Below are 18166 nucleotides of genomic sequence, written 5' to 3' on the forward strand. Positions count from 1 at the left end.
GACCTGCATCGCAGGTCAGGGCCTCCTCGTATCCGGGGGAAGAGTGGAACGCGGGGACGCTCAGGCGGGGACGGGCTCGCCGCTGACCGCGGGGGTGTACTTCTCCCGGTGGATGTTGCGGCCGGGCATCCGACGGCGCTTGCAGGCCTTCACGCCGGCGTCGACCATGGCGGGCGGTCCGCAGAGGTACGCCGAGTAACCGCGCAGACTGTCGAAGTCGTCGAGCAGCGCGTCACCCACATAGCCGTGGCGACCGTACCCGTCCTCACGGCTCAGACACGGGATGTAGCGCACGCCGGTATGACGAGCGGCGAGTGATTCCCAGAAGTCGACATCGTAGAGGTCGGACCGCCGACGGACCCCGTGATACAGGTGGATCTCGCGGTGCGGGTCGAGTTCGAGCGCATGTCGTGCAATCGATTTCAACGGCGCCAATCCGGTGCCTCCGCCGAGCAGGATCATCGGACCGTCGTCGCCGTCGTGGACGAAATCGCCCCAGGGTCCGCGCAGGTCGATGCGATGGCCGCCGGCCAGGGAGTCGAAGATCCACCGGTCGGTCGCGACACCGTCGGGAACACGACGCACGTGGAACTCCAATCGGTCGTCTCGACGTGGCGGGTTGGCCATCGAATACTGCCGGACCTCCCCGGTTCCCGGAATCGCGATCTCCATGTACTGACCGGCCGAGAACTCCAATGGCTCGTCGAGACCGACCTCGATCTGCACGGTGTCGGTCGCGAGCGGCCGGATCTCCCGGACGGTCCCGACCAGGTCCCGCAGCAGATGTCGCGGGCCCGCGGCCGTGTCGAGGGGAAGCTCGATCTGGGCATCCGACGTCGGAGACGACTGGCAGGCGAGGATGTGGCCGGCCGCCTGGTCGTCGGCACCGAGGACGGTCTCGGGCACCTCCGGTTGATCGACGGTGCCACAGGTCAGCTTGACCTTGCACGTCCCGCAGGTGCCCTGATTGCACGAGTTCGGCAGGTAGACGCCGTTGCGGAGGAAGGCGTCGAGCAGGCGCTGGCCGTCTGAGCAGTCGACGGTGCGTGGATCGGAGCCGCTGATCTGCACCGAGTACGACGGTGTCATCGTCACACCTCCCAGGTGACCGGCAGCGAGGTCGGTCCGCGGAATCCCCAGCCCCAGAACTCGACGTCGGTGCTCGTGTCGCGTTCGAGGTTCGGGATCGAGTCGAAGAGCTCTTCCAGCCCGATCCGGCACACGTGGTTCGCGAAGTAGATTCCCGCGCACGCGTGATTGCCGGCGCCGAACGCCAGGTGCGGCAGGGGAGGACGGGTCAGGTCGTACTCGGAGGGCGCCTCGTACAGCGTGTGATCGTGGTTCGCCGAGCCGTATGACATCAACACCACCGAGCCCTCGGGCAGGGAGACACCGGCGACCTCGACATCGGTGGTGCTGATCCGCGCCGTCGCCGACCAGATCGGCGAGGTCCAGCGCATGCCTTCGGAGATGGCGCGCGGGATGAGGGCAGGTTCGTCGACGACCTGCTCCATCTGTTCGGGTCGGGTGAACAGTCCCACCAGTGTCGATGCCATGGCGTGGCCGGGTTCCTGCATCGCACCGAGCAGGTAGACGAACAAGGTCGGATAGATGTAGTCGCGTTCACGCGTCTGCCCGTCCGGCATGCCGTCGTGCAGCCAGTGGCTGATCGCACTGTCGTCGGGGTTGTCGATCCAGTTGTCGATCAACGGGTCGACGATCGCCCGGATCTCCGCCTTGGCGTCGTCTCCTTCGCGGAACCCCTCGGGGTTGGTGAACTCGCCGTTCTCGTCGACCCCGGCGTTGGTGAACGAACGCGAGAGCTTGTGGAACCAGTCGCGCAGCTGGTCCGAACTCACCGACTGCAGGCCGAGGAGATCGCCGAGTGCCCGCACCGAAACGGGTTCGCAGTACTGGGCGACGAGTTCGGCGGTGCCGTCGTCCTCGAACGTCTCGAGATAGCGCCGCGCGATCGGCCGCACGAGATCGTCGATCCAGCGATCCACCTCCTGCGGTTGCAGTGCCGGATCGACCATCGACCGCAGGTCGTCGTGAATCGGCCCGTTGACCCCGATGACCGCCGGATGTCCGAAGGTCCGGCCGCCCGCCTTGGTGATGATCGCCTCGAAGTCGGCGCTGGTGGCGATCTCGCGGCAGATCTCGGCGGTGCTGGCGACGTAGGACCCGAGGACCGGGACGTAGGCCAGCGGCGCCTCCGCACGCAGACGTTCGTAGACGGGGTACGGGTTGCGTTCCAGCTCGGTCATGGTGATGTCGTCGATCCAGGAAATCGTGGCGGTCATGCGTCGCTCCTCACTCGGCTGATGCGGATGTCGACAGACGCTAGGGCGCCGAGCGATCGTGATCGATACCGATCGCGCGGCGCCGGTACCGATTGCGCGATCAATGTGTGAGCTGGGTCGCTTCACGGAGTGTCCATGCGGTAGAACACAGAAAGCATGACCAGGTCGACGGAACTCGTGGGAACACGAGATTGGGACACGGCACATCGAGCGGTCGCCGATGTGTACTTCCCGCATGAGCTCCGCGCTCTCGACGACCACGACGACGTGAACCTGAGCATGCGGACCGTCGAACTGGGCGGGGTCACCATCGGTCGTCTCAATTGGGGTGCGGCGGTGTCGATCGCCTGCGACTATCCCGGTGCCTACGAAGTGAACATCCCGATGTCAGGCCGGCTGCATTCTCGATCCGGCGGTGGAGAGATCATCTCGAGGGCAGGGCGGGGCACGATCTTCACCGCTGACCGGCCGTCGGTGATCACGAACTGGACGGCCGACTGCCACGTCATCGGCGTGAAGTTCGACGCCGAGCATCTCGAACGGGAAGCCGATCGAATCCACCTGGCGCCGATTCGTCGCCGACTGGCGTTGCCCGAGCAACTCGACGTGGGAAGCGACGAGGGTGCTTCATGGCTCGCGCTGGTCAAGGCGCTGTCGGCGCAGGCGCGAGAGCCGGTCGACCTCCTGGCCAATCCACTGATCGGTCCACAACTGGCGAGTGCTGTCGCCACCGCATTCCTGCTCGCCGCGACACCCGAGTCGGCGGACGGCGACGGCCGGCCGCGGCCCGGGATCGTGAAACGCGTGCTCGACGGGTTCAACGACGATCCCGCCCGTCCCTGGTCGCTGGCCGACATGGCCGCGCTGGCCGGCACCAGCGTTCGTCGTCTGCAAGAGGCGTTCGCGGAGTTCGTCGAGACCACACCGACGCGTGCGCTCGCCGACATCCGCCTCGACCGCGCGCACAACGATCTCACCCGCGGCGATGTCACCGTCGCCGACACCGCCGCGCGATGGGGCTTCAGTAATCCCAGCCGATTCGCCGCGGCATACCGTCGACGCTACGGCGTGAGCCCGGCACATACGTTGCGGCGCCGCTGAGGCGGTGGCGCACCGATCCGCAGGCGGCGCAGACTGCCGCCATGGATCCGGCGTGGGAACTCAGGCGGCCCTCCAGGTGGCGACCGCCCAGATGATCACCAGGTCGATCGCGATGACGAGCACCGACCACCACGGGTAGTACGGGAGCCACAGGAAGTTGAGGATGATCGACAGTGACGCGATGATGATCGCCGACACCCGCGCCCAGGCGGCGCCGGTGAACATACCCAGCGCGACGATGATCGCCAGGATCGACACGATGATGTGGATCCAACCCCAGGCGGTCAGGTCCAACTTGTAGACGTACTGCACGCCAACGACGAAGAGGTCGTCGTTGGCGACCGCCGAGATGCCCTGCAGGAGTCCGATGATGCCGCCGGTGAGCAGCAGGACGGCGGCACCGATCGTCCCGAAGGCGGCGAAGCCCTGTTGTACGCGGTGGTCGTCGTGGTGGGTGGTCATGTCGCTCATTTCTTTCGAGAGCGGGCCGCCGCGATCGCGTCCCCGCTGCGCGTGAAGAGTTGGACCTCAACAGCATCCACTGTGGCGCGTGACTGCGGTGGTCTAGAGTGAATGATGTCATCTAATCGAAACCATGGCGACACCTGAAAGTGGTGATACGCAGTGTCTTTAGCGTCGCGAATGCTCCAGACTCGATGGTTCGTGCGGGCGCCGATCCTGCTGTACCGCGCACGGCTCGGTTTCTTGTTGGGTGGCCGCGTGCTGATGCTCGAACACACCGGGCGGAAGTCCGGTGAACGCCGCTACGTCGTCCTCGAGGCCGTCGATCGGCCGGTGCCGGACCGGATCATCATCGCGTCCGGCTTCGGTACCCGCTCACAATGGTTCAAGAACCTGCAAGCGGATCCGCACTGTCGGGTGTCGATCGGCCGGGTGTCGAGCAGTCCGGCGACGGCACGGGTGCTCGGCGCCGACGACACAGCCGACGTCGTCGCCAGATACCGCGCCGACCACCCGCGGGCGTACGCCGAATTGTCCGGGGTGGTGGAGGAATCGACCGGACTGTCGATCGATGAGGTGCCCTACCTCGAACTGACGCTGGGCTGAGTCAGCAGCCGAGTTTCCGGGCCAGATCGAGCAGATGGGTCGCGTGGACGTCGTTCTGCGCAGAGCCGTTGTCGTTCTTCGGTTCTGGGCCCCACTCCGTCGGACGTTCGACGAAAGCCGTTCGTAGGCCGAATGATCGGGCCGCGTCGAGATCGGACTGATGAGTGGCGACCATCATTACCCGACCGGGTTCGACCTCGAGCAGATCGGCCAGACCGCAATAGGTTTCGCGTGCGGGTTTGTAATGCCGCCAGAGATCGGAACCGCCGATGACGTCCCATTCGAACCCGTTGTGCTTGGCCATGTCGGTCAGCAGGGCCACCGTGCCGTTGCTCAGGGCGCAGACGATGAAGTGCCGCTTGAGTTGTCGGATACCGGGCGCGGCGTCGGGCCAGCCGGGGATCGTCCGCCAGGCGTGCACGAGGATTGCGGCCTGTTCGGCGGTGAGGGAGACGCCGAAGGTGTCGGCCACCTCGTGCAGCGTCTCGGTCTGCAGGTCGTCGAGGCGGCGCCAGGGGAGCTCGCCCGACTCGACGCGGGCCAGGATGGGGCCGTACCGCCGCCGCCACTCGCGGGCGAATTCCTCGGCGTCGACATCGAGGCCGACGTCGCGAACGGAACCGGAGATGCCGGTGAGCCAGTCGGTGACCGTCCCGAACGTGTCGAAGGCGAGCACGCGGACATCATCGAAAACGGTCACGAGGTCGATGGTAGTGGGCGTCGACCACCGGTTCCCTGCGGAGGACCGTCACCACTGAGGAGGTCCGGAGCGCTGGCGGAGGATGCGTCGCCACGTCGGTCCCTGAGGAGGTCCGGAGCGCTAGCGGAGGATGCGTCGCCACTTCGGTCCCTGAGGAGGTCCGGAGCGCTAGCGGAGGACCGTCACGAAGGGCCCTTCGTGACGCATCGCTCGTTCCTCGCGAGGCTGCTCAGGGATCGGTGGTGACGCATCGCTCGTTCCTCGCGAGGCTCCTCAGGGATCGGGTGGTGACGCTTCGCTCGTTGCGCGCGAGGCTGCTGAGGGATCGGTGGTGACGCATCGCTCGTTGCGCGGCGAACCCGTCGTCGTCAGCTGATCTCGGTCGCCAACTGCGGCAGCGAGTGGTCCTCGGCGACGTCGGCGTCGCCGTGCGAGACCGGGGTCAGGGTGAGCAGACTGGCCTCGGGCCGACAGCAGAAGCGGGCCGGTGCGTACGGCGAGGTGCCCAGCCCGGCGCTGACGTGCAGCTTCATCGTCGATCCCCAATTGGACACACCCTTGACCCGGGAGCGGTCGATGGCGCAGTTGGTGACCAGCGCGCCGATGAACGGCAGGCAGAGCTGGCCGCCGTGGGTGTGCCCGGCCATCACCAGGTCGTAGCCGTCCTCGGCGAAACGGTCGAGCACGCGCGGTTCCGGCGAGTGGGTCAGACCCAGGCGGAGGTGCGCGAGCGGGTTGGGCCGCCCGGCAATGGTCTCGTAGCGGTCGCGCTCGATGTGCGGGTCGTCGACGCCCGCGGCGACCACCCGGACGCCGCCGACCTCGAGCTCACGAACCGTGTGCGTGGCGTCGAGCCAGCCGCGTTCGGTGAACGCGGCGCGCAGATCCTGCCAGGGCAGCGGATCCCCGAAGGTCCGCGTGTGGTCGGTGTTGAAGTACTGGAACGGATTCTTCGGTCGCGGTCCGAAGTAGTCGTTGGAGCCGAACACGAACAGCCCCGGCCGTGACAGCAACCCCCCGAGCGACTGGATGACCGACGGCACGGCCTGCGGATGGGCGAGATTGTCGCCGGTGTTGATCACGATGTCTGGTTCGAGCGCCTCGAGCTCGGAAACCCACGCCTGCTTGAGCCGCTGATGGGGGGTCATGTGCAGGTCACTGATGTGCAGCACACGCAGCGGGGCGGCACCGGGCTCGAGGACGGCGAGCGTGTTGTGTCGCAACGTGAACGCATTGCGTTCGATCACCGTCGAGTAGAACAGTCCGGCGGCGGCCAAACCGGCCAGCCCGCCGACGACCGGCGCGGCCGCGGCGCGGCGGGTGAGGGCGTTGTCGAGGTGGAGCATTCATCCAGGATACGCAGACCTGGGCCCCTGATGCCCCGGGGTTTTCCCGACGGCCGGGATCCGCCGGACGCGCCCGATCAGCCCGGCAGCTGGATCACGACCGGTCCCACCCCGGGTACCTGCACGGTGGTCTCCGTCGGACCCGGCGAGTCGTTGTCGGAGCGACGACCGTTGCTGACGTAGATGGTGATCAGGCTGCCGGGCATCGCCGAATCCGACGGTGCGGTGAACACCACGGTGCCCTGCGGTCGATTGCTGTCGACGTCGAGCTGGTTCACCTTGAATCCGGCGCCCTGCAGGCGGGACGTCGCCGCGCTCGCGGTGAGGCCGCTGACGTTCGGGATGCGCCCGCGGTCACTGCCCCGCATGTAGCGGGGATCGGTCGGCGGCAGTCGCACCGGCCCGAACTTGGTGGCCACCGGCTTGATCGCCTGATACCACGTGCGGGCGGGTTCCATACCGCCGTAGAGATTGCCGTCGTAGCACTGACGCAGCGGGCTGCTGCAGATGCCGGTCGGGTTGGGGCCGTCGTTGTAGACGTACGCGGAGCCGGCGATGTCGTTGGTGAATCCCAGGAACGCCGACGACCGGTGGGCCTCGGTGGTGCCGGTCTTGCCCGACACCGGCAACGTCCATCCCTGCGACCCGGCAGCGCCGGCCGAGGTGCCGCCGCCCTTGTCGTCCTGGCTCAGCGCGTTGGCCAGTGTGTTGGCCAGACCCTTCTCGACGACCTGCTCACACCCCGGCGCGTTGAACGGGACCGCGGTCAGCGCAGGCTGCCCGTTCGGGTCCATCACCGGATTGCCGTACTGATCCCGCTTGATGCGGCTGATCGAGGCGATCGGGTTCGGCGGGCACCAGGTGCCGCCGGAGGCCAGTGTGGCGGCCACGTTCGACAGCTCCAGGCCGTTGATCGGCAGCGGGCCGAGGGTGAACGAACCGAAGTTGCCGTCCTTGACGTACTGGGCCATGCTCTTGTCGCCGTAGCCCGATGACCCCGGCACGGTGTAGGACCGCAGCCCGAGCCGGACGGCCATGTCCACGGCCGGTTTCACACCCACCTGCTGCAGCAGTTTCACGAAAGCGGTGTTGGGCGACTGCGCGAGTGCCTGGGTCACCGACATCGACGCGGGGTACTTGCCGTCGTTCTTGACGCAATACGCGTTCTCCGGGCAGCCGTTCCCACTGCTGTTACCCATGCCCTCGACCGCGATGAACCCGGGAACCGGGATGTTCGACGCGACGCCGAGTCCCTTCTCCATGGCAGCAGCGGTGGTGAAGATCTTGAACACCGAACCGGCGCCGTCGCCGACCATCGAGAACGGCTGGGGCTGCACCGTCTGGTCGGCCTTCTGGTTGAGTCCGTAGATACGGCTGGACGCCATGGCGAGGATGTCGTGCGACTTCGTGCCCGGCCGGATGGCGCTCATCACGTCGGCGACGCCGTCCGCCCGCGGATCGGCCTGCGCCTGGACCGCACGGATGGTCGACCGCTGGACGTCGGGGTCCATGGTGGTGCGGATGATGTATCCGCCGCGCATCACCGAGTCCCTCGACATCCCGTTCTCGGCCAGGAACTGCAAGGCGTAGTCGCAGAAGAATCCGTTGTTGCGCGCGGCGATACAGCCCTGCGTCGGGAGTTCGGGCTGCGGCAACACGCCCAGAGGCTTGGCCTTGGCGGCGATGATCTCGTCACGGCGGGCCGGGAAGTTCTCGATCATGGTGTCGAGGACCGTGTTCCGCCGGTTCATCGCCGCTTCGGGATTGGTGTAGGGATCGAGTGCCGAGCTCGACTGGACCAGGCCCGCGAGCAGCGCCGACTGCTCGAGGTTGAGGTCTTTGGCGTGCCGGCCGAAGTACGTCTGTGCGGCGGCCTCGATGCCGTAGGAGTTGTTGCCGAACGGGACCACGTTCAGGTAGCGGGTGACGATCTGCTTCTTGGCCTCCTGCTTGGCGGCCGCGTCGTCGAGACCCTTGTCCCGTTTCGCCTGATCGATCAGGGACTGCTCCATCGTGAGAGCCATCCGGACCTCACGCAGCTTGCGCGCCGGCGTGGTCTCGATCGCGGCCTGACGATCCGCCTCGGTCCGTGCCAGGACCAGGAGCTGATAGTTCTTGATGTACTGCTGGTCCAGGGTCGATGCGCCCTGCTGCACCTCGCCCGACGACGAGTTCTTCAGTGCCGCACGGATGGTGCCCTTCCAGTCGACGCCGTCGTGCTCGAGGAAGCGCCGGTCCTCGATGGAGATGATCGCGCGGATCATGTCCGGCGAGATGTCGTTGTAGCCCACCTGGTAGCGGTACTGGTCGAAGAGCAGTGCGATGGGATTGCCGGCCGAGTCGGTCATGGTGGTGACCTCGGGCAGAGTGCCGTTGAGCAATTCGGACGAGACGTTCTCCACCGCGGAGGCCGCCCGATTCGACACCACGCCCAGACCGCTCGCCACGGGATAGAGCAATCCGGCGACCAGGACACCGGCCAGCAGACACGCACCGGCCAGCGGCCACAGCTTCTTCGAGTTCGGCACACGCACAGGATACGTGTGATGGTCAAAACATCGTCTGACCGTGCGTCTCGGGGAGGTCGCGAGGTTAGCCAACCAAACAACAACAGCGATGAGCTGGGGTTATGTGACTTGTTTGGACGATGGTGCCATTTTCTTTGCTGCAGGGCTTGCGCTGTCATGCACAGATCCTTAGATTGAGTGCAGAATGTGACTCACCTAACACTCGATGGCAGATGTGAAGCGCACTGAGGGTGCGGACGCGTGTGGCCGGCGCGAGTGGAGTCGGTTGGGAGCATTCCGGTCAGGACCGTCGGGACCGCGAAGAGTTGAGACGGAACCGGCGAGACGCAACGACAGACAGGGGTCGGCGGATGGCGATGGCGGCAGTTTCCACCGGAGACGATGCTCGATTGATGTGGGTCTCACAAGCTCGGTGCCGGGGAGCGAACCCCGACGACCTGTTCGTCCGAGGGGCGGCTCAGCGAAAGGCCGCGACGATCTGCCGGCACTGCCCGGTGCAGCTCGAATGCGGTGCCGATGCCCTCGACAACAGGGTCGAGTTCGGCGTCTGGGGAGGCATGACCGAGCGGCAGCGGCGGGCATTGCTGCGACAGCATCCGGAGGTCACCTCGTGGGCGCAGTTCTTCGAGGCCCAGCGACGTCGGCACCAGGCCGACGCGGTGTGAACCGCGCACACATGAACAGATGACACCGATGGCCGACCCGAACCGGGTCGGCCATTTTCGTGGTCCGGCCGGTGGTCCCGGCTGCGTCAGCCTCGGCTGGTGATCTGTTCCGCGACGGCGCGCAGGGCCACCATGTCGGCGACCTCGAACGGTAGCGACGGAACCCCGACGATGGGAACCGCGGGATGCGCGGCGGTGAACCGCTGTAGGAGATGCAGCTCCCGCTTACCGGTCGCCGCCCGGTCGGCATGGATCTCGAGCACACCGCGGGTCAGGTCGTCCTCGACCGTCTCCAACGCGGCCCTCGCCGACGACTCGGAGATCGACGTCAGGTTGGGGTGGGTGCGATTGAGGATCAACCCGGCGAGCGGCATGCGCTCCTCCGACAACCGATCGACGAAGAACGCCGCCTCACGCAGCGCGTCCGGTTCGGCGGCGGCAACCACCGCGAACTGGGTGCCGGGCTGCTTGAGCAATTGGTAGGTCTTGAGTGCGCGGTCCTGGAACCCGCCGAACATCGAGTCGAGGGACTGGACGAACATCGCCACGTCCCGCAGCATCTCGCCGCCGATGATCGTGGAGACACCGCGCATGGCCAGACTCATCGCCCCCGTCACCATCCGCCCCACCCCGCGCCCGCCGCCGACCAGCACCTTCATCAGCCGACCCGACAGGAACGATCCGAGCCGCTGCGGGGCGTCGAGGAAATCCAACGCGTTCCGGGACGGCGGGGTGTCGACGATGATCAGGTCCCAGTGGTCGCGCTCGATCAGTTTGCCGAGCTTCTCCATCGCCATGTACTCCTGCGTGCCGGAGAACGACGACGCCATCGTCTGATAGAAGGAGTTCTCCATGATCGCCGCGGCACGCTCCGGCGATGAGTACTCGATGACCATCTCGTCGAAGGTGCGCCGCATGTCGAGCATCATCGCGTCGAGGCTGCCGCTCGCGCCCGGCACGTCCACCGGCTGCGGTTCGTTGGTGAGCTCGGACATCCCGAGGGACTGGGCGAGCCGTCGGGCCGGGTCGATGGTGAGCACCGCGACGGTGCGTCCCTGCTCGGCCGCGTACAGGGCCATGGCGGCGGCGGTGGTGGTCTTGCCGACGCCGCCGGCACCGCAGCAGATCACCACGCGGGTGGCCGGGTCGGTCAGCACCGTCGCCATCTTCAGGTCGAGCGGCATCTACGCACCTGCCTTCTGTAGGAGGTTCGCCAGCTCGTAGATCGAACCGAGGTCGATGCCGTCGCCCAGCGTCGGCAGCTCGAGGGTCGGCAGCTCCACCTCGTCGAGCTGGGCCTTGGCCACCTGCTGCGCTTGGAGCCGCGTCGCATGTTCGATGGTCTCGGTGAGCAGGCCGGACAGGTCGGCGTCGGAGAGGTGCAGGCCGGCGGCGGACAGATGTTCGACGACCCGCGGCGCGTCGATGCGTCCTTCGGCGATCTCGTCGATCGTGCCGTGCGGGAGATGGGTCGGATTGACGCGGTTGATGATCAGGGTCCCGACAGTGAGGTTCTTCGCCTGCAGTTCGGTGACCGCCTCGACGGTTTCCTGGATCGGCATCGCCTCCAGGAGTGTCACCAGGTGCACCACGGTGTCCTCGGAGTGCAGCAGCTTCACCACACCCTCGCTCTGGTTGCGGATGGGGCCGGTCTTGGCGAGGTCGGCCATCGCCTGGGTGACGTCGAGGAAGTTGCCGATCCGGCCCGTGGGCGGGGCATCGACGACGACGGCGTCGTACATCCGTTTGCCCTGCTTGTCGGTGTGGATGATGCGTTCCTTGATCTTGCCGGTGATGAGCACGTCACGCAGGCCGGGGGCGACCGTGGTGACGAAGTCGATCGCCCCGATACGTTTCATGGCCCGCCCGGCGAACCCCAGGTTGTAGAACATGTCGAGGTACTCGAGCAGTGCGTGTTCGATGTCCAGTGCGAGCGCCGAGACCTCTCCGCCACCCGATGCCGTCGCGATGCGCGTGTCCGTCGGGGGCAGTGGCGGGACGTCGAAGAGCTGTGCGATCCCTTGCCGGCCTTCGCATTCCACCAGCAGTACCTTTTTGCCGTCGGCGGCCAGCGCCAGGGCCAACGCCGCGGCGATGGTGGTCTTGCCGGTGCCGCCCTTGCCGGACACGAAGTGCAGGCGCGCGCGGCCGGCGGAGTCGGGCCATTCGTTGACGTGCCCGGAGTCCACGGGCGGTGTCTCGTTCACCACTGCATCACCATATCGACTAGGGCGAACCCGGCAATGCCCACTGCGGGCATTGGCGACGCCGGGCATTAGGGTGGGTCCATGAGTGAAGTGACCGCGTGGGAGTACGTGACGGTGCCGTTGCTGACGCATGCCACCAAGCAGATCCTCGATCAGTGGGGTGCCGACGGCTGGGAGTTGGTGAGCGTGCTGCCCGGTCCGACCGGTGAGCAGCACGTCGCCTATCTGAAGCGTCCGAAGGGATAGATCCGTATGGCAACCACGTGGTCGCAGCGACTCGTCGAACTCGGCATCACGCTTCCGCCGGTGGTCACGCCGGTGGCCAGCTACACCCCGGCCGTGCGCACCGGGAACCTCGTCTACACCGCGGGCCAACTTCCCATCGTCGACGGCAAACTCGATGTCGCCGGCAAGGTCCATGAAGGCGCGGAGGGGGTGGTGGACCCCGAACAGGCGAACGCCGCCGCGCGGCAGTGTGCGCTCAACGCCCTGGCGGCGATCGACGCGCTGGTCGGGATCGACGCGGTCGTGCGGGTCGTCAAGGTTGTGGGTTTCGTGGCGTCGGCGCACGGATTCACGGGTCAGCCCGCGGTGATCAACGGCGCCTCCGACCTGCTGGGCGAGGTCTTCGGCGATGCCGGAGTGCACGCCCGGTCGGCGGTCGGTGTCGCCGAGTTGCCGATGGGAGCTCCCGTCGAGGTCGAGCTGATCGTCGAGGTCGCCTGAGCACTACGTGGACGTCGCACTCCTGATCGCGGCGGCCGCCGCGGCCGGGTGGGTCGACGCCGTCGTCGGCGGTGGTGGTCTGGTGCTGATCCCGGCGCTGCTCATCGCCTACCCCGGTCTGGCGCCCGCGACCGCGCTCGGTACCAACAAGCTGGCCGCGGTCTTCGGAACGTCGTCGGCGGCCTTTGCCTATGCCCGACGCCTCACCGTCGATTTTCGACGACTCGCTCCGGTCTTCGTCAGCGCCGTCCTCTTCGCGGGGCTGGGCGCGTATACGGCCAGTAGGTTGCCTGCCGGGCTGTTCACCCCCATCGTGCTGTGTCTATTGGTCGCCGTCGGGTTGTTCGTGGCGCTCAACCCGGGTTTCGGATCGGGCCTCGCGCGGGAGCGGCCGCGGTGGTCGGTGATCTGTGGACTCGTCCTGGCCGGCGTGGTGATCGCCTTCTACGACGGGGTGATGGGGCCCGGCACCGGGACGTTTCTGATCATCAGCCTCACCGCGCTGGTGGGCACCGGGTTCCTGGAGAGTTCGGCAATGGCGAAGGTGATCAACACCGGCACCAATCTGGGTGCCCTGGCGGTGTTCGCCTGGCAGGGCAACGTCCTGTGGCTGCTGGGCATCGGACTGGCGGTCGCCAACATCGCGGGTGCCCAACTCGGTGCGCACATGGCGATCGGTCGTGGCAACCGGTTCGTGCGCTGGGTGTTGCTCACCGTCGTCGTCGTGATGGTGGCGAAATTGGGATATGACCTGGCGGTGGACTGACCGTTCCGGTAGCTGTTGCGATAGGCGTGCGGCGACAACGACATCCGATGTCGGTTCGGCCGCTGCCGTGAGGCCCGTACCGGTCGAGACGTCGCCTTCGCCGACGTGGAGCACCAACGGAGATCCGGGATGGCGGGCGGCGGGGGCTGCGGCATCGAGCCGATGGGTACTGGCGCCTCGGGCGGATTCGGGCGACGCTGTGCAGGTGACGAATCGCGCCTCTCCCGATCGGACGCCGGCCCAGACCGCCGCGCCGAGAGACCTCGGCGACGACGCGATCCGACGGATTCAGCGACGCACGGTCGCGCTGCTGTGTCTGGCCCAGGTGCTGGGCGGTCTCGGAATGGGCGCCGCGCTGGCCCTCGGTGCGATTCTCGGCGAGCGGCTCTCCGGTACCGAGTCGTTGGCCGGGCTGCCCACCACCGTGCTGACGCTCGGTGCGGCCGCGGCGGGCCTGCCGTTGGCCGGCCTGGCCCAGCGGTCGGGGCGTCGGCCCGCGCTGGCCACCGGTTTCGCGATCGCGGCGGCGGGCGCCCTGGTCTCCGCCACGGCGGTCGACCTCGGGTGGTTCGCGTTGTTTCTCGTCGGCATGGCCGGTGTCGGCTCGGGGACCGCGGTGAGCCTGCAGTCACGCTTCGCCGCAACCGATCTCGCGTCGACCCGAACCCGTGGCCGGGATCTCTCGCTGGTGGTCTGGATGACCATGGTGGGAGCCGTCGCAGGTCCGGCACTGCTTCCGGTGGGGGCGGATCTGGCGAGCCTGCTGCACATCGATGAACTCGCCGGACCGTTCGTCATCGGGGCCGCCGGCACCGCTGCGGCAGCCGTGGTGCTCCTGGTCGGTCTGCGACCCGACCCGCTGGTCGTCGCGGAGCGCGGGTCGAGTTCGACCGAGACCACGAGACCGTCCCTGGCGCAGGGCTTCCAGACGATCCGGCGTACCCCGGGCGCGCGGAACGCGGTCGCATCGGTGGTCTCGGCGCACGCGGTCATGGTGGCGGTGATGGCACTGACCCCCGTGCACATGAGTCACGGCGGTGCGACGCTGACGGTGGTCGGGCTGTCGATCAGTGCCCATGTCGCGGGGATGTATGCGTTGGCCCCACTGATGGGCCTGCTCACCGATCGCCTGGGCCGCGTGCCCACGGTGCTGATCGGCCAGGCCCTGCTGCTCGCCGCGTGCATCACCGGATTTGCGTGCAACCGCAGCCAGGTCGGCCTGGTCGTGGCACTGGTCCTGCTCGGTCTCGGCTGGTCGGCGGCGACCGTCGCCGGTTCGACCATGCTGACCGACAGCGTCGAGCTCGCCGTGCGTCCACGCGTACAGGGCATCGCCGACACGTCCATGAGCCTCGCGGGTGCGGTGGCCGGGGCGGTGGCAGGAGTCGTCGTCGGTGTGTTCGGGTACCCGGTGCTCGTCCTGGCGGCCGGCGCCCTCAGCATCGCGACCGCAGCCTATCTTCTGCTGGACCGGCCCAGCTGACGGCCGCCGGACGCATTGTCTACGGTTGTGCCAACCCGACTCGAGGTGGTGGGCGGTGGACATGATCGGTGCGACGGGCGTGGTGACCCTGGCGATCGGCGGCGGCGACGCGCTCGGTGAGGTCGAGCTGGGATTGGCCGGGGGCACCGAACGATTCCTCGCGATCGCCGCCGAGCCCATCGCCACCGACGAGACCGTCCTCGTCATCGGGGTGCGGCCCGGGCGGATCGTCGACGTCGAGCGATGGATGGCGTTGCCTGCGGTGTGACCCGGCAACCATTCGGGTCGGCTGGGCGAACGACACCTGCGGAACCGGCGCCGTAGCATGACGCGTCAAAGAGGTGATTCGTGTGAACGCCCGACGGCTGGTCGTGCGTGCGCGACGACTGAGGAGGGGCACCATGCTCGGCTACCACGTTCCCGAACCCGATGAGGCGATGCTGATCTCGGGGAAGAAATCCGAGGCCGACGGCGCACCGTTCGCCGTGGTCGTCGGCCACGGCAAATGGGTGATGCCGTTCTTCCGCAAGGTGCGCTATCTCTCGATGGCCCTGCACGAGGCGCAGATCCGCGAGATCTGTGTGACGACACAGGGTATTCAGCTCAACGTGCGCGCGGTCATCGCCCACAAGGTCGGCAGCGACGTCGCGTCGATCGTGAATGCCGGGCAGCGCTTCATCTCCGAGCAGGAGGACGAGATGAATCAGCTCACGGGACAGGTCTTCTCGGGCCATCTGCGGTCGATCGTCGGTTCGATGACCGTCGAGCAGATCATCCGCGAGCGTGACACCCTGGCACGTCAGGTGCTCGAGGCGTCGAAGCGGGAGATGGGCTCGATCGGTCTGGTGGTGGATTCGTTCCAGATCCAGTCGATCGATGACATGGATTCCGGGTACATCAATGCGCTGGCCGCCCCGAATATCGCGAAGGTGCAGCGTGAGGCCGCGGTCGAACGTGCCAAGGCCGACCAGGAGGCGGCCAAGGCCCAGCAGGAGTCGCTGCGCAACCAGGCCGACTACGAACGCGAGACCGCGATCAAACGCGCCCACATCAAGTCCGAGACCGACAAGGCCAACGCCGAGGCCGCTCAGGCGGGTCCGCTCGCGGAGGCCCGCGTGAACCAGGAGATCATCCGCGAACAATCGGTGCTGGCTCAGGCCGAGGCGGATCTGCGTGAGCAGCAGCTGATCTCCGAGGTCGTGAAGCCGGCCGAGGCGGAAGCCCGCCGCCGACAGATCATCGCCGAGGCGGAGGCGCGGGCCGTCGAGATCCAGTCCGCCGCAGCCGCGAAGAACAATCGCATAGCGCTCGATCAGCAGATCATCGAACAGTTGCCTGCGCTGGTCGGGGAGATCGCGAAGGGGCTCGGGTCGTCGAACCTGACCGTGTTCAACGGTGCCGAGGGGGTCAACGAGATGATGACCGGGGTGGTGACGCAGGGTGCCGCGCTGCTGAGGAGTCTGCAGAGCGAGTTCGCGCCGAAGGTCGTCGACGATGTGGTCAACAATGTCGATCGATCCTCGTCGTCGGATGTCGTTCAGGGGTGAGGTGACCCGGGGATCGGGTGGGCCGGTGAGTAATGTCGGAAGGCATGAGTGACAAGGGGTCGACCGACGGGGATATGTCCGACGCCGGAACGGAAGCCACGTCGGCACCGGTCCACCCGGCCTACGGTGTCGTCCGCGAGGTGACGCCGTTCGCGTCGGTGTTGCTCTGCAACAACCCGGGCAACATGGAGCTCGAGGGCACCAACACCTGGATTCTGCGGGCACCCGGCCATCCCGAGTGCGTGATCGTCGATCCGGGGCCACCGAACAAGAAGGGCCACGTCAAGCGGATCGCCGAGCAGCCGGGTATTGCCCTGGTGCTGATCACCCACCGTCACTTCGACCACACCGGAGCCATCAAGCGTCTTCGCAAGCGTGTCGATGCCCCGGTCCGGGCACGCTTGTCCACGTTCAGCCACGACGCACCGGCGTTGGCCGATCGGGAGGTCATCGAGGTCGCGGGGCTGCGGATCACCGTGTTGCACACTCCCGGGCACACCGGCGACTCCGTGAGTTTCCTCGTAGATCACGACGGGCAGCGCGCACTGCTCACCGGCGACACGATCCTCGGCAGCGGGACCACCGTGATCGACCCGACGGACGGCACCCTGCGCGACTACCTGAACTCCATCAATCGGATCATCGTCGAGGGGGAGGAGGCGGTGCTCCTTCCGGCGCACGGACCCGACCACCCCGTGGTGGGTCCCGTCGCGCGCTACTACAAGGCCCATCGTGAAGAGCGCATCGACCAGATCGTCGCGGCCCTCGACGACCTCGGGGTGTCGGCCCACAAGGCCAAGCCGATGAAGGTCGTGCGCAAGGTCTACGCCGACGTCGACAAGAAGCTCTGGCCGGCGGCCAGGATGTCGGTCAAGGCGCAGCTGGATTACCTACGGGACCGCTGAGCTGCATGCTGATCGAGTAGCCGACGAGCGGCAGCGAGGTGGCGTATCGAGATCCCCGAACCGGGTTTCGATACGCCACTCACTACGTACGCGGCTGCTCGACCAGCAGGAGGACGCGTGGGTTACCGCGGGACGACGCGCTGCTACCGCGCGCGGCGCGCCAGGCGCTCGGAGTCCGCGATCAGCACGCTCTTGCCCTCGAGGCGCAGCCATCCGCGCTGGGCGAAGTCGGCGAGCGCCTTGTTGACGGTCTCGCGGGAAGCGCCCACCAACTGGGCGATCTCCTCCTGCGTGAGGTCATGCGTCACGCGCAGGGCGCCGCCCTCCTGGGTGCCGAAGCGCTGGGCGAGCTGCAGCAGCTGCTTGGCGACACGGCCGGGGACGTCGGTGAAGATGAGGTCGGCGAGGTTGTTGTTGGTGCGGCGTAGACGACGTGCGAGCACGCGCAGCAGCTGCTCGGCGATCTCCGGGCGGTCCTTGATCCACGCCCGCAGCGCATCGCGGTCCATCGACACCGCGCGCACCTCGGTCACCGTCGTCGCCGACGACGTCCGCGGTCCGGGGTCGAAGATCGAGAGCTCGCCGAACATGTCCGACGGTCCCATGATCGTCAGCAGGTTCTCGCGGCCATCCGGGGAGCGACGCCCGACCTTTACCTTGCCGGACAGGATGATGTAGAGCCGGTCACCGGGTTCACCTTCGTGGAAGATCACATGCCCACGAGGGAAATCAACCGGCTGAAGCTGTTTGGTCAGCGCCGCGACGGCAGAGGGCTCGACACCCTGAAATATGCCCGCCCGCGCCAGTACGTCCTCCACCTA

At 67.1% G+C, this 18166-nt stretch carries 19 protein-coding genes; 10 read left to right on the forward strand and 9 right to left on the reverse strand.

Translation table 11 applies throughout. The annotated features are described in order from the left end of the window. Positions 1 to 60 precede the first annotated feature (60 nt). Both AC4AMJ_RS27080 and AC4AMJ_RS27085 read right to left on the reverse strand, forming a co-directional pair. Positions 61 to 1089 carry a 2Fe-2S iron-sulfur cluster-binding protein gene (locus tag AC4AMJ_RS27080; RefSeq protein ID WP_489916019.1) on the reverse strand — a complete coding sequence of 343 codons (1029 nt, stop codon included), beginning with the start codon at positions 1087 to 1089 and terminating at the stop codon, positions 61 to 63. Positions 1090 to 1091: 2 nt separating this feature from the next. Further along, positions 1092 to 2303, reverse strand: coding sequence for a cytochrome P450 (locus AC4AMJ_RS27085; protein WP_489916020.1), 1212 nt, complete (start codon positions 2301 to 2303; stop codon positions 1092 to 1094). Positions 2304 to 2459: 156 nt separating this feature from the next. Here AC4AMJ_RS27085 and AC4AMJ_RS27090 point away from each other — a divergent pair, with 156 nt between their 5' ends. Beyond that, a complete protein-coding gene (locus AC4AMJ_RS27090) occupies positions 2460 to 3404 on the forward strand; it encodes an AraC family transcriptional regulator (RefSeq protein ID WP_489916022.1) in 945 nt (314 codons plus the stop codon). 60 nt (positions 3405 to 3464) lie between these two features. Here AC4AMJ_RS27090 and AC4AMJ_RS27095 read toward each other — a convergent pair whose 3' ends face one another. After that, positions 3465 to 3866 carry a DUF7144 family membrane protein gene (locus AC4AMJ_RS27095; protein ID WP_489897998.1) on the reverse strand — a complete coding sequence of 134 codons (402 nt, stop codon included), beginning with the start codon at positions 3864 to 3866 and terminating at the stop codon, positions 3465 to 3467. Positions 3867 to 4046: 180 nt separating this feature from the next. On the opposite strand from AC4AMJ_RS27095, the gene AC4AMJ_RS27100 reads away from it, so the two are divergent. Then, on the forward strand, positions 4047 to 4472 hold the full coding sequence (locus AC4AMJ_RS27100) for a nitroreductase family deazaflavin-dependent oxidoreductase (RefSeq protein WP_489897997.1): 426 nt from the start codon (positions 4047 to 4049) through the stop codon (positions 4470 to 4472). A 1-nt stretch (position 4473) separates the two neighbouring features. Here AC4AMJ_RS27100 and AC4AMJ_RS27105 read toward each other — a convergent pair whose 3' ends face one another. The 3 genes from AC4AMJ_RS27105 to AC4AMJ_RS27115 all read right to left on the reverse strand — a co-directional run bounded on the left by AC4AMJ_RS27105 (position 4474) and on the right by AC4AMJ_RS27115 (position 9046). Beyond that, the gene (locus tag AC4AMJ_RS27105; protein WP_489916024.1) at positions 4474 to 5172 is read right to left on the reverse strand and encodes a haloacid dehalogenase type II; all 699 of its coding nucleotides are present in this window, start codon (positions 5170 to 5172) and stop codon (positions 4474 to 4476) included. Positions 5173 to 5540: 368 nt separating this feature from the next. Next, the gene (locus AC4AMJ_RS27110; RefSeq protein ID WP_489897995.1) at positions 5541 to 6518 is read right to left on the reverse strand and encodes a metallophosphoesterase; all 978 of its coding nucleotides are present in this window, start codon (positions 6516 to 6518) and stop codon (positions 5541 to 5543) included. 77 nt (positions 6519 to 6595) lie between these two features. After that, a complete protein-coding gene (locus tag AC4AMJ_RS27115; protein ID WP_489897994.1) occupies positions 6596 to 9046 on the reverse strand; it encodes a penicillin-binding protein in 2451 nt (816 codons plus the stop codon). 350 nt (positions 9047 to 9396) lie between these two features. Here AC4AMJ_RS27115 and AC4AMJ_RS27120 point away from each other — a divergent pair, with 350 nt between their 5' ends. Then, complete coding sequence (locus AC4AMJ_RS27120) at positions 9397 to 9711, forward strand: WhiB family transcriptional regulator (protein WP_489897993.1); 315 nt, start codon at positions 9397 to 9399, stop codon at positions 9709 to 9711. Between the two features lie 86 nt (positions 9712 to 9797). Here the strand turns inward: AC4AMJ_RS27120 and bagB are convergent, their stop codons facing one another. Together bagB and bagA are read right to left on the reverse strand one after the other, a co-directional pair. Beyond that, positions 9798 to 10895: an ATPase BagB gene (gene bagB / locus AC4AMJ_RS27125; RefSeq protein ID WP_489897992.1), complete on the reverse strand. Its 1098-nt coding sequence runs from the start codon at positions 10893 to 10895 to the stop codon at positions 9798 to 9800. Next, complete coding sequence (bagA, locus tag AC4AMJ_RS27130) at positions 10896 to 11921, reverse strand: ATPase BagA (RefSeq protein ID WP_489897991.1); 1026 nt, start codon at positions 11919 to 11921, stop codon at positions 10896 to 10898. Positions 11922 to 11999: 78 nt separating this feature from the next. On the opposite strand from bagA, the gene sp36 reads away from it, so the two are divergent. From sp36 to AC4AMJ_RS27165, 7 genes are all read left to right on the forward strand, one after another. Beyond that, positions 12000 to 12164 carry a Sp36 family protein gene (gene sp36 / locus AC4AMJ_RS27135; RefSeq protein ID WP_004022081.1) on the forward strand — a complete coding sequence of 55 codons (165 nt, stop codon included), beginning with the start codon at positions 12000 to 12002 and terminating at the stop codon, positions 12162 to 12164. A gap of 6 nt (positions 12165 to 12170) precedes the next feature. Further along, positions 12171 to 12644 carry a RidA family protein gene (locus AC4AMJ_RS27140; protein WP_489897990.1) on the forward strand — a complete coding sequence of 158 codons (474 nt, stop codon included), beginning with the start codon at positions 12171 to 12173 and terminating at the stop codon, positions 12642 to 12644. Between the two features lie 7 nt (positions 12645 to 12651). Continuing rightward, on the forward strand, positions 12652 to 13410 hold the full coding sequence (locus tag AC4AMJ_RS27145) for a sulfite exporter TauE/SafE family protein (RefSeq protein WP_489897989.1): 759 nt from the start codon (positions 12652 to 12654) through the stop codon (positions 13408 to 13410). Positions 13411 to 13615: 205 nt separating this feature from the next. Continuing rightward, complete coding sequence (locus tag AC4AMJ_RS27150; protein WP_489897988.1) at positions 13616 to 14893, forward strand: MFS transporter; 1278 nt, start codon at positions 13616 to 13618, stop codon at positions 14891 to 14893. 61 nt (positions 14894 to 14954) lie between these two features. Continuing rightward, complete coding sequence (locus AC4AMJ_RS27155; RefSeq protein WP_489900672.1) at positions 14955 to 15161, forward strand: hypothetical protein; 207 nt, start codon at positions 14955 to 14957, stop codon at positions 15159 to 15161. Between the two features lie 133 nt (positions 15162 to 15294). After that, the gene (locus AC4AMJ_RS27160; protein WP_489918525.1) at positions 15295 to 16440 is read left to right on the forward strand and encodes a flotillin family protein; all 1146 of its coding nucleotides are present in this window, start codon (positions 15295 to 15297) and stop codon (positions 16438 to 16440) included. Between the two features lie 44 nt (positions 16441 to 16484). Next, complete coding sequence (locus tag AC4AMJ_RS27165; protein ID WP_489916026.1) at positions 16485 to 17345, forward strand: MBL fold metallo-hydrolase; 861 nt, start codon at positions 16485 to 16487, stop codon at positions 17343 to 17345. A 143-nt stretch (positions 17346 to 17488) separates the two neighbouring features. On the opposite strand, the gene AC4AMJ_RS27170 is transcribed toward AC4AMJ_RS27165, so the two are convergent. Beyond that, positions 17489 to 18163: a Crp/Fnr family transcriptional regulator gene (locus AC4AMJ_RS27170; RefSeq protein WP_006330855.1), complete on the reverse strand. Its 675-nt coding sequence runs from the start codon at positions 18161 to 18163 to the stop codon at positions 17489 to 17491. Positions 18164 to 18166 lie beyond the last annotated feature (3 nt).

It is taken from the genome of Gordonia sp. LMA484, assembly GCF_058129505.1.

Excerpts from the sequence above, each read along its gene's own strand:
- sp36 (WP_004022081.1), top strand. The coding sequence starts at position 12,000 with ATGAGTGAAGTGACCGCGTGGGAGTACGTGACGGTGCCGTTGCTGACG.
- AC4AMJ_RS27120 (WP_489897993.1), top strand. The coding sequence starts at position 9,397 with ATGGCGATGGCGGCAGTTTCCACCGGAGACGATGCTCGATTGATGTGG.
- AC4AMJ_RS27140 (WP_489897990.1), top strand. The coding sequence starts at position 12,171 with ATGGCAACCACGTGGTCGCAGCGACTCGTCGAACTCGGCATCACGCTT.
- AC4AMJ_RS27165 (WP_489916026.1), top strand. The coding sequence starts at position 16,485 with ATGAGTGACAAGGGGTCGACCGACGGGGATATGTCCGACGCCGGAACG.
- AC4AMJ_RS27110 (WP_489897995.1), bottom strand. The coding sequence starts at position 6,518 with ATGCTCCACCTCGACAACGCCCTCACCCGCCGCGCCGCGGCCGCGCCG.
- bagB (WP_489897992.1), bottom strand. The coding sequence starts at position 10,895 with ATGCCGCTCGACCTGAAGATGGCGACGGTGCTGACCGACCCGGCCACC.
- AC4AMJ_RS27100 (WP_489897997.1), top strand. The coding sequence starts at position 4,047 with ATGCTCCAGACTCGATGGTTCGTGCGGGCGCCGATCCTGCTGTACCGC.
- AC4AMJ_RS27080 (WP_489916019.1), bottom strand. The coding sequence starts at position 1,089 with ATGACACCGTCGTACTCGGTGCAGATCAGCGGCTCCGATCCACGCACC.
- AC4AMJ_RS27095 (WP_489897998.1), bottom strand. The coding sequence starts at position 3,866 with ATGACCACCCACCACGACGACCACCGCGTACAACAGGGCTTCGCCGCC.
- AC4AMJ_RS27155 (WP_489900672.1), top strand. The coding sequence starts at position 14,955 with ATGATCGGTGCGACGGGCGTGGTGACCCTGGCGATCGGCGGCGGCGAC.
- AC4AMJ_RS27160 (WP_489918525.1), top strand. The coding sequence starts at position 15,295 with ATGCTCGGCTACCACGTTCCCGAACCCGATGAGGCGATGCTGATCTCG.
- AC4AMJ_RS27090 (WP_489916022.1), top strand. The coding sequence starts at position 2,460 with ATGACCAGGTCGACGGAACTCGTGGGAACACGAGATTGGGACACGGCA.
- AC4AMJ_RS27085 (WP_489916020.1), bottom strand. The coding sequence starts at position 2,303 with ATGACCGCCACGATTTCCTGGATCGACGACATCACCATGACCGAGCTG.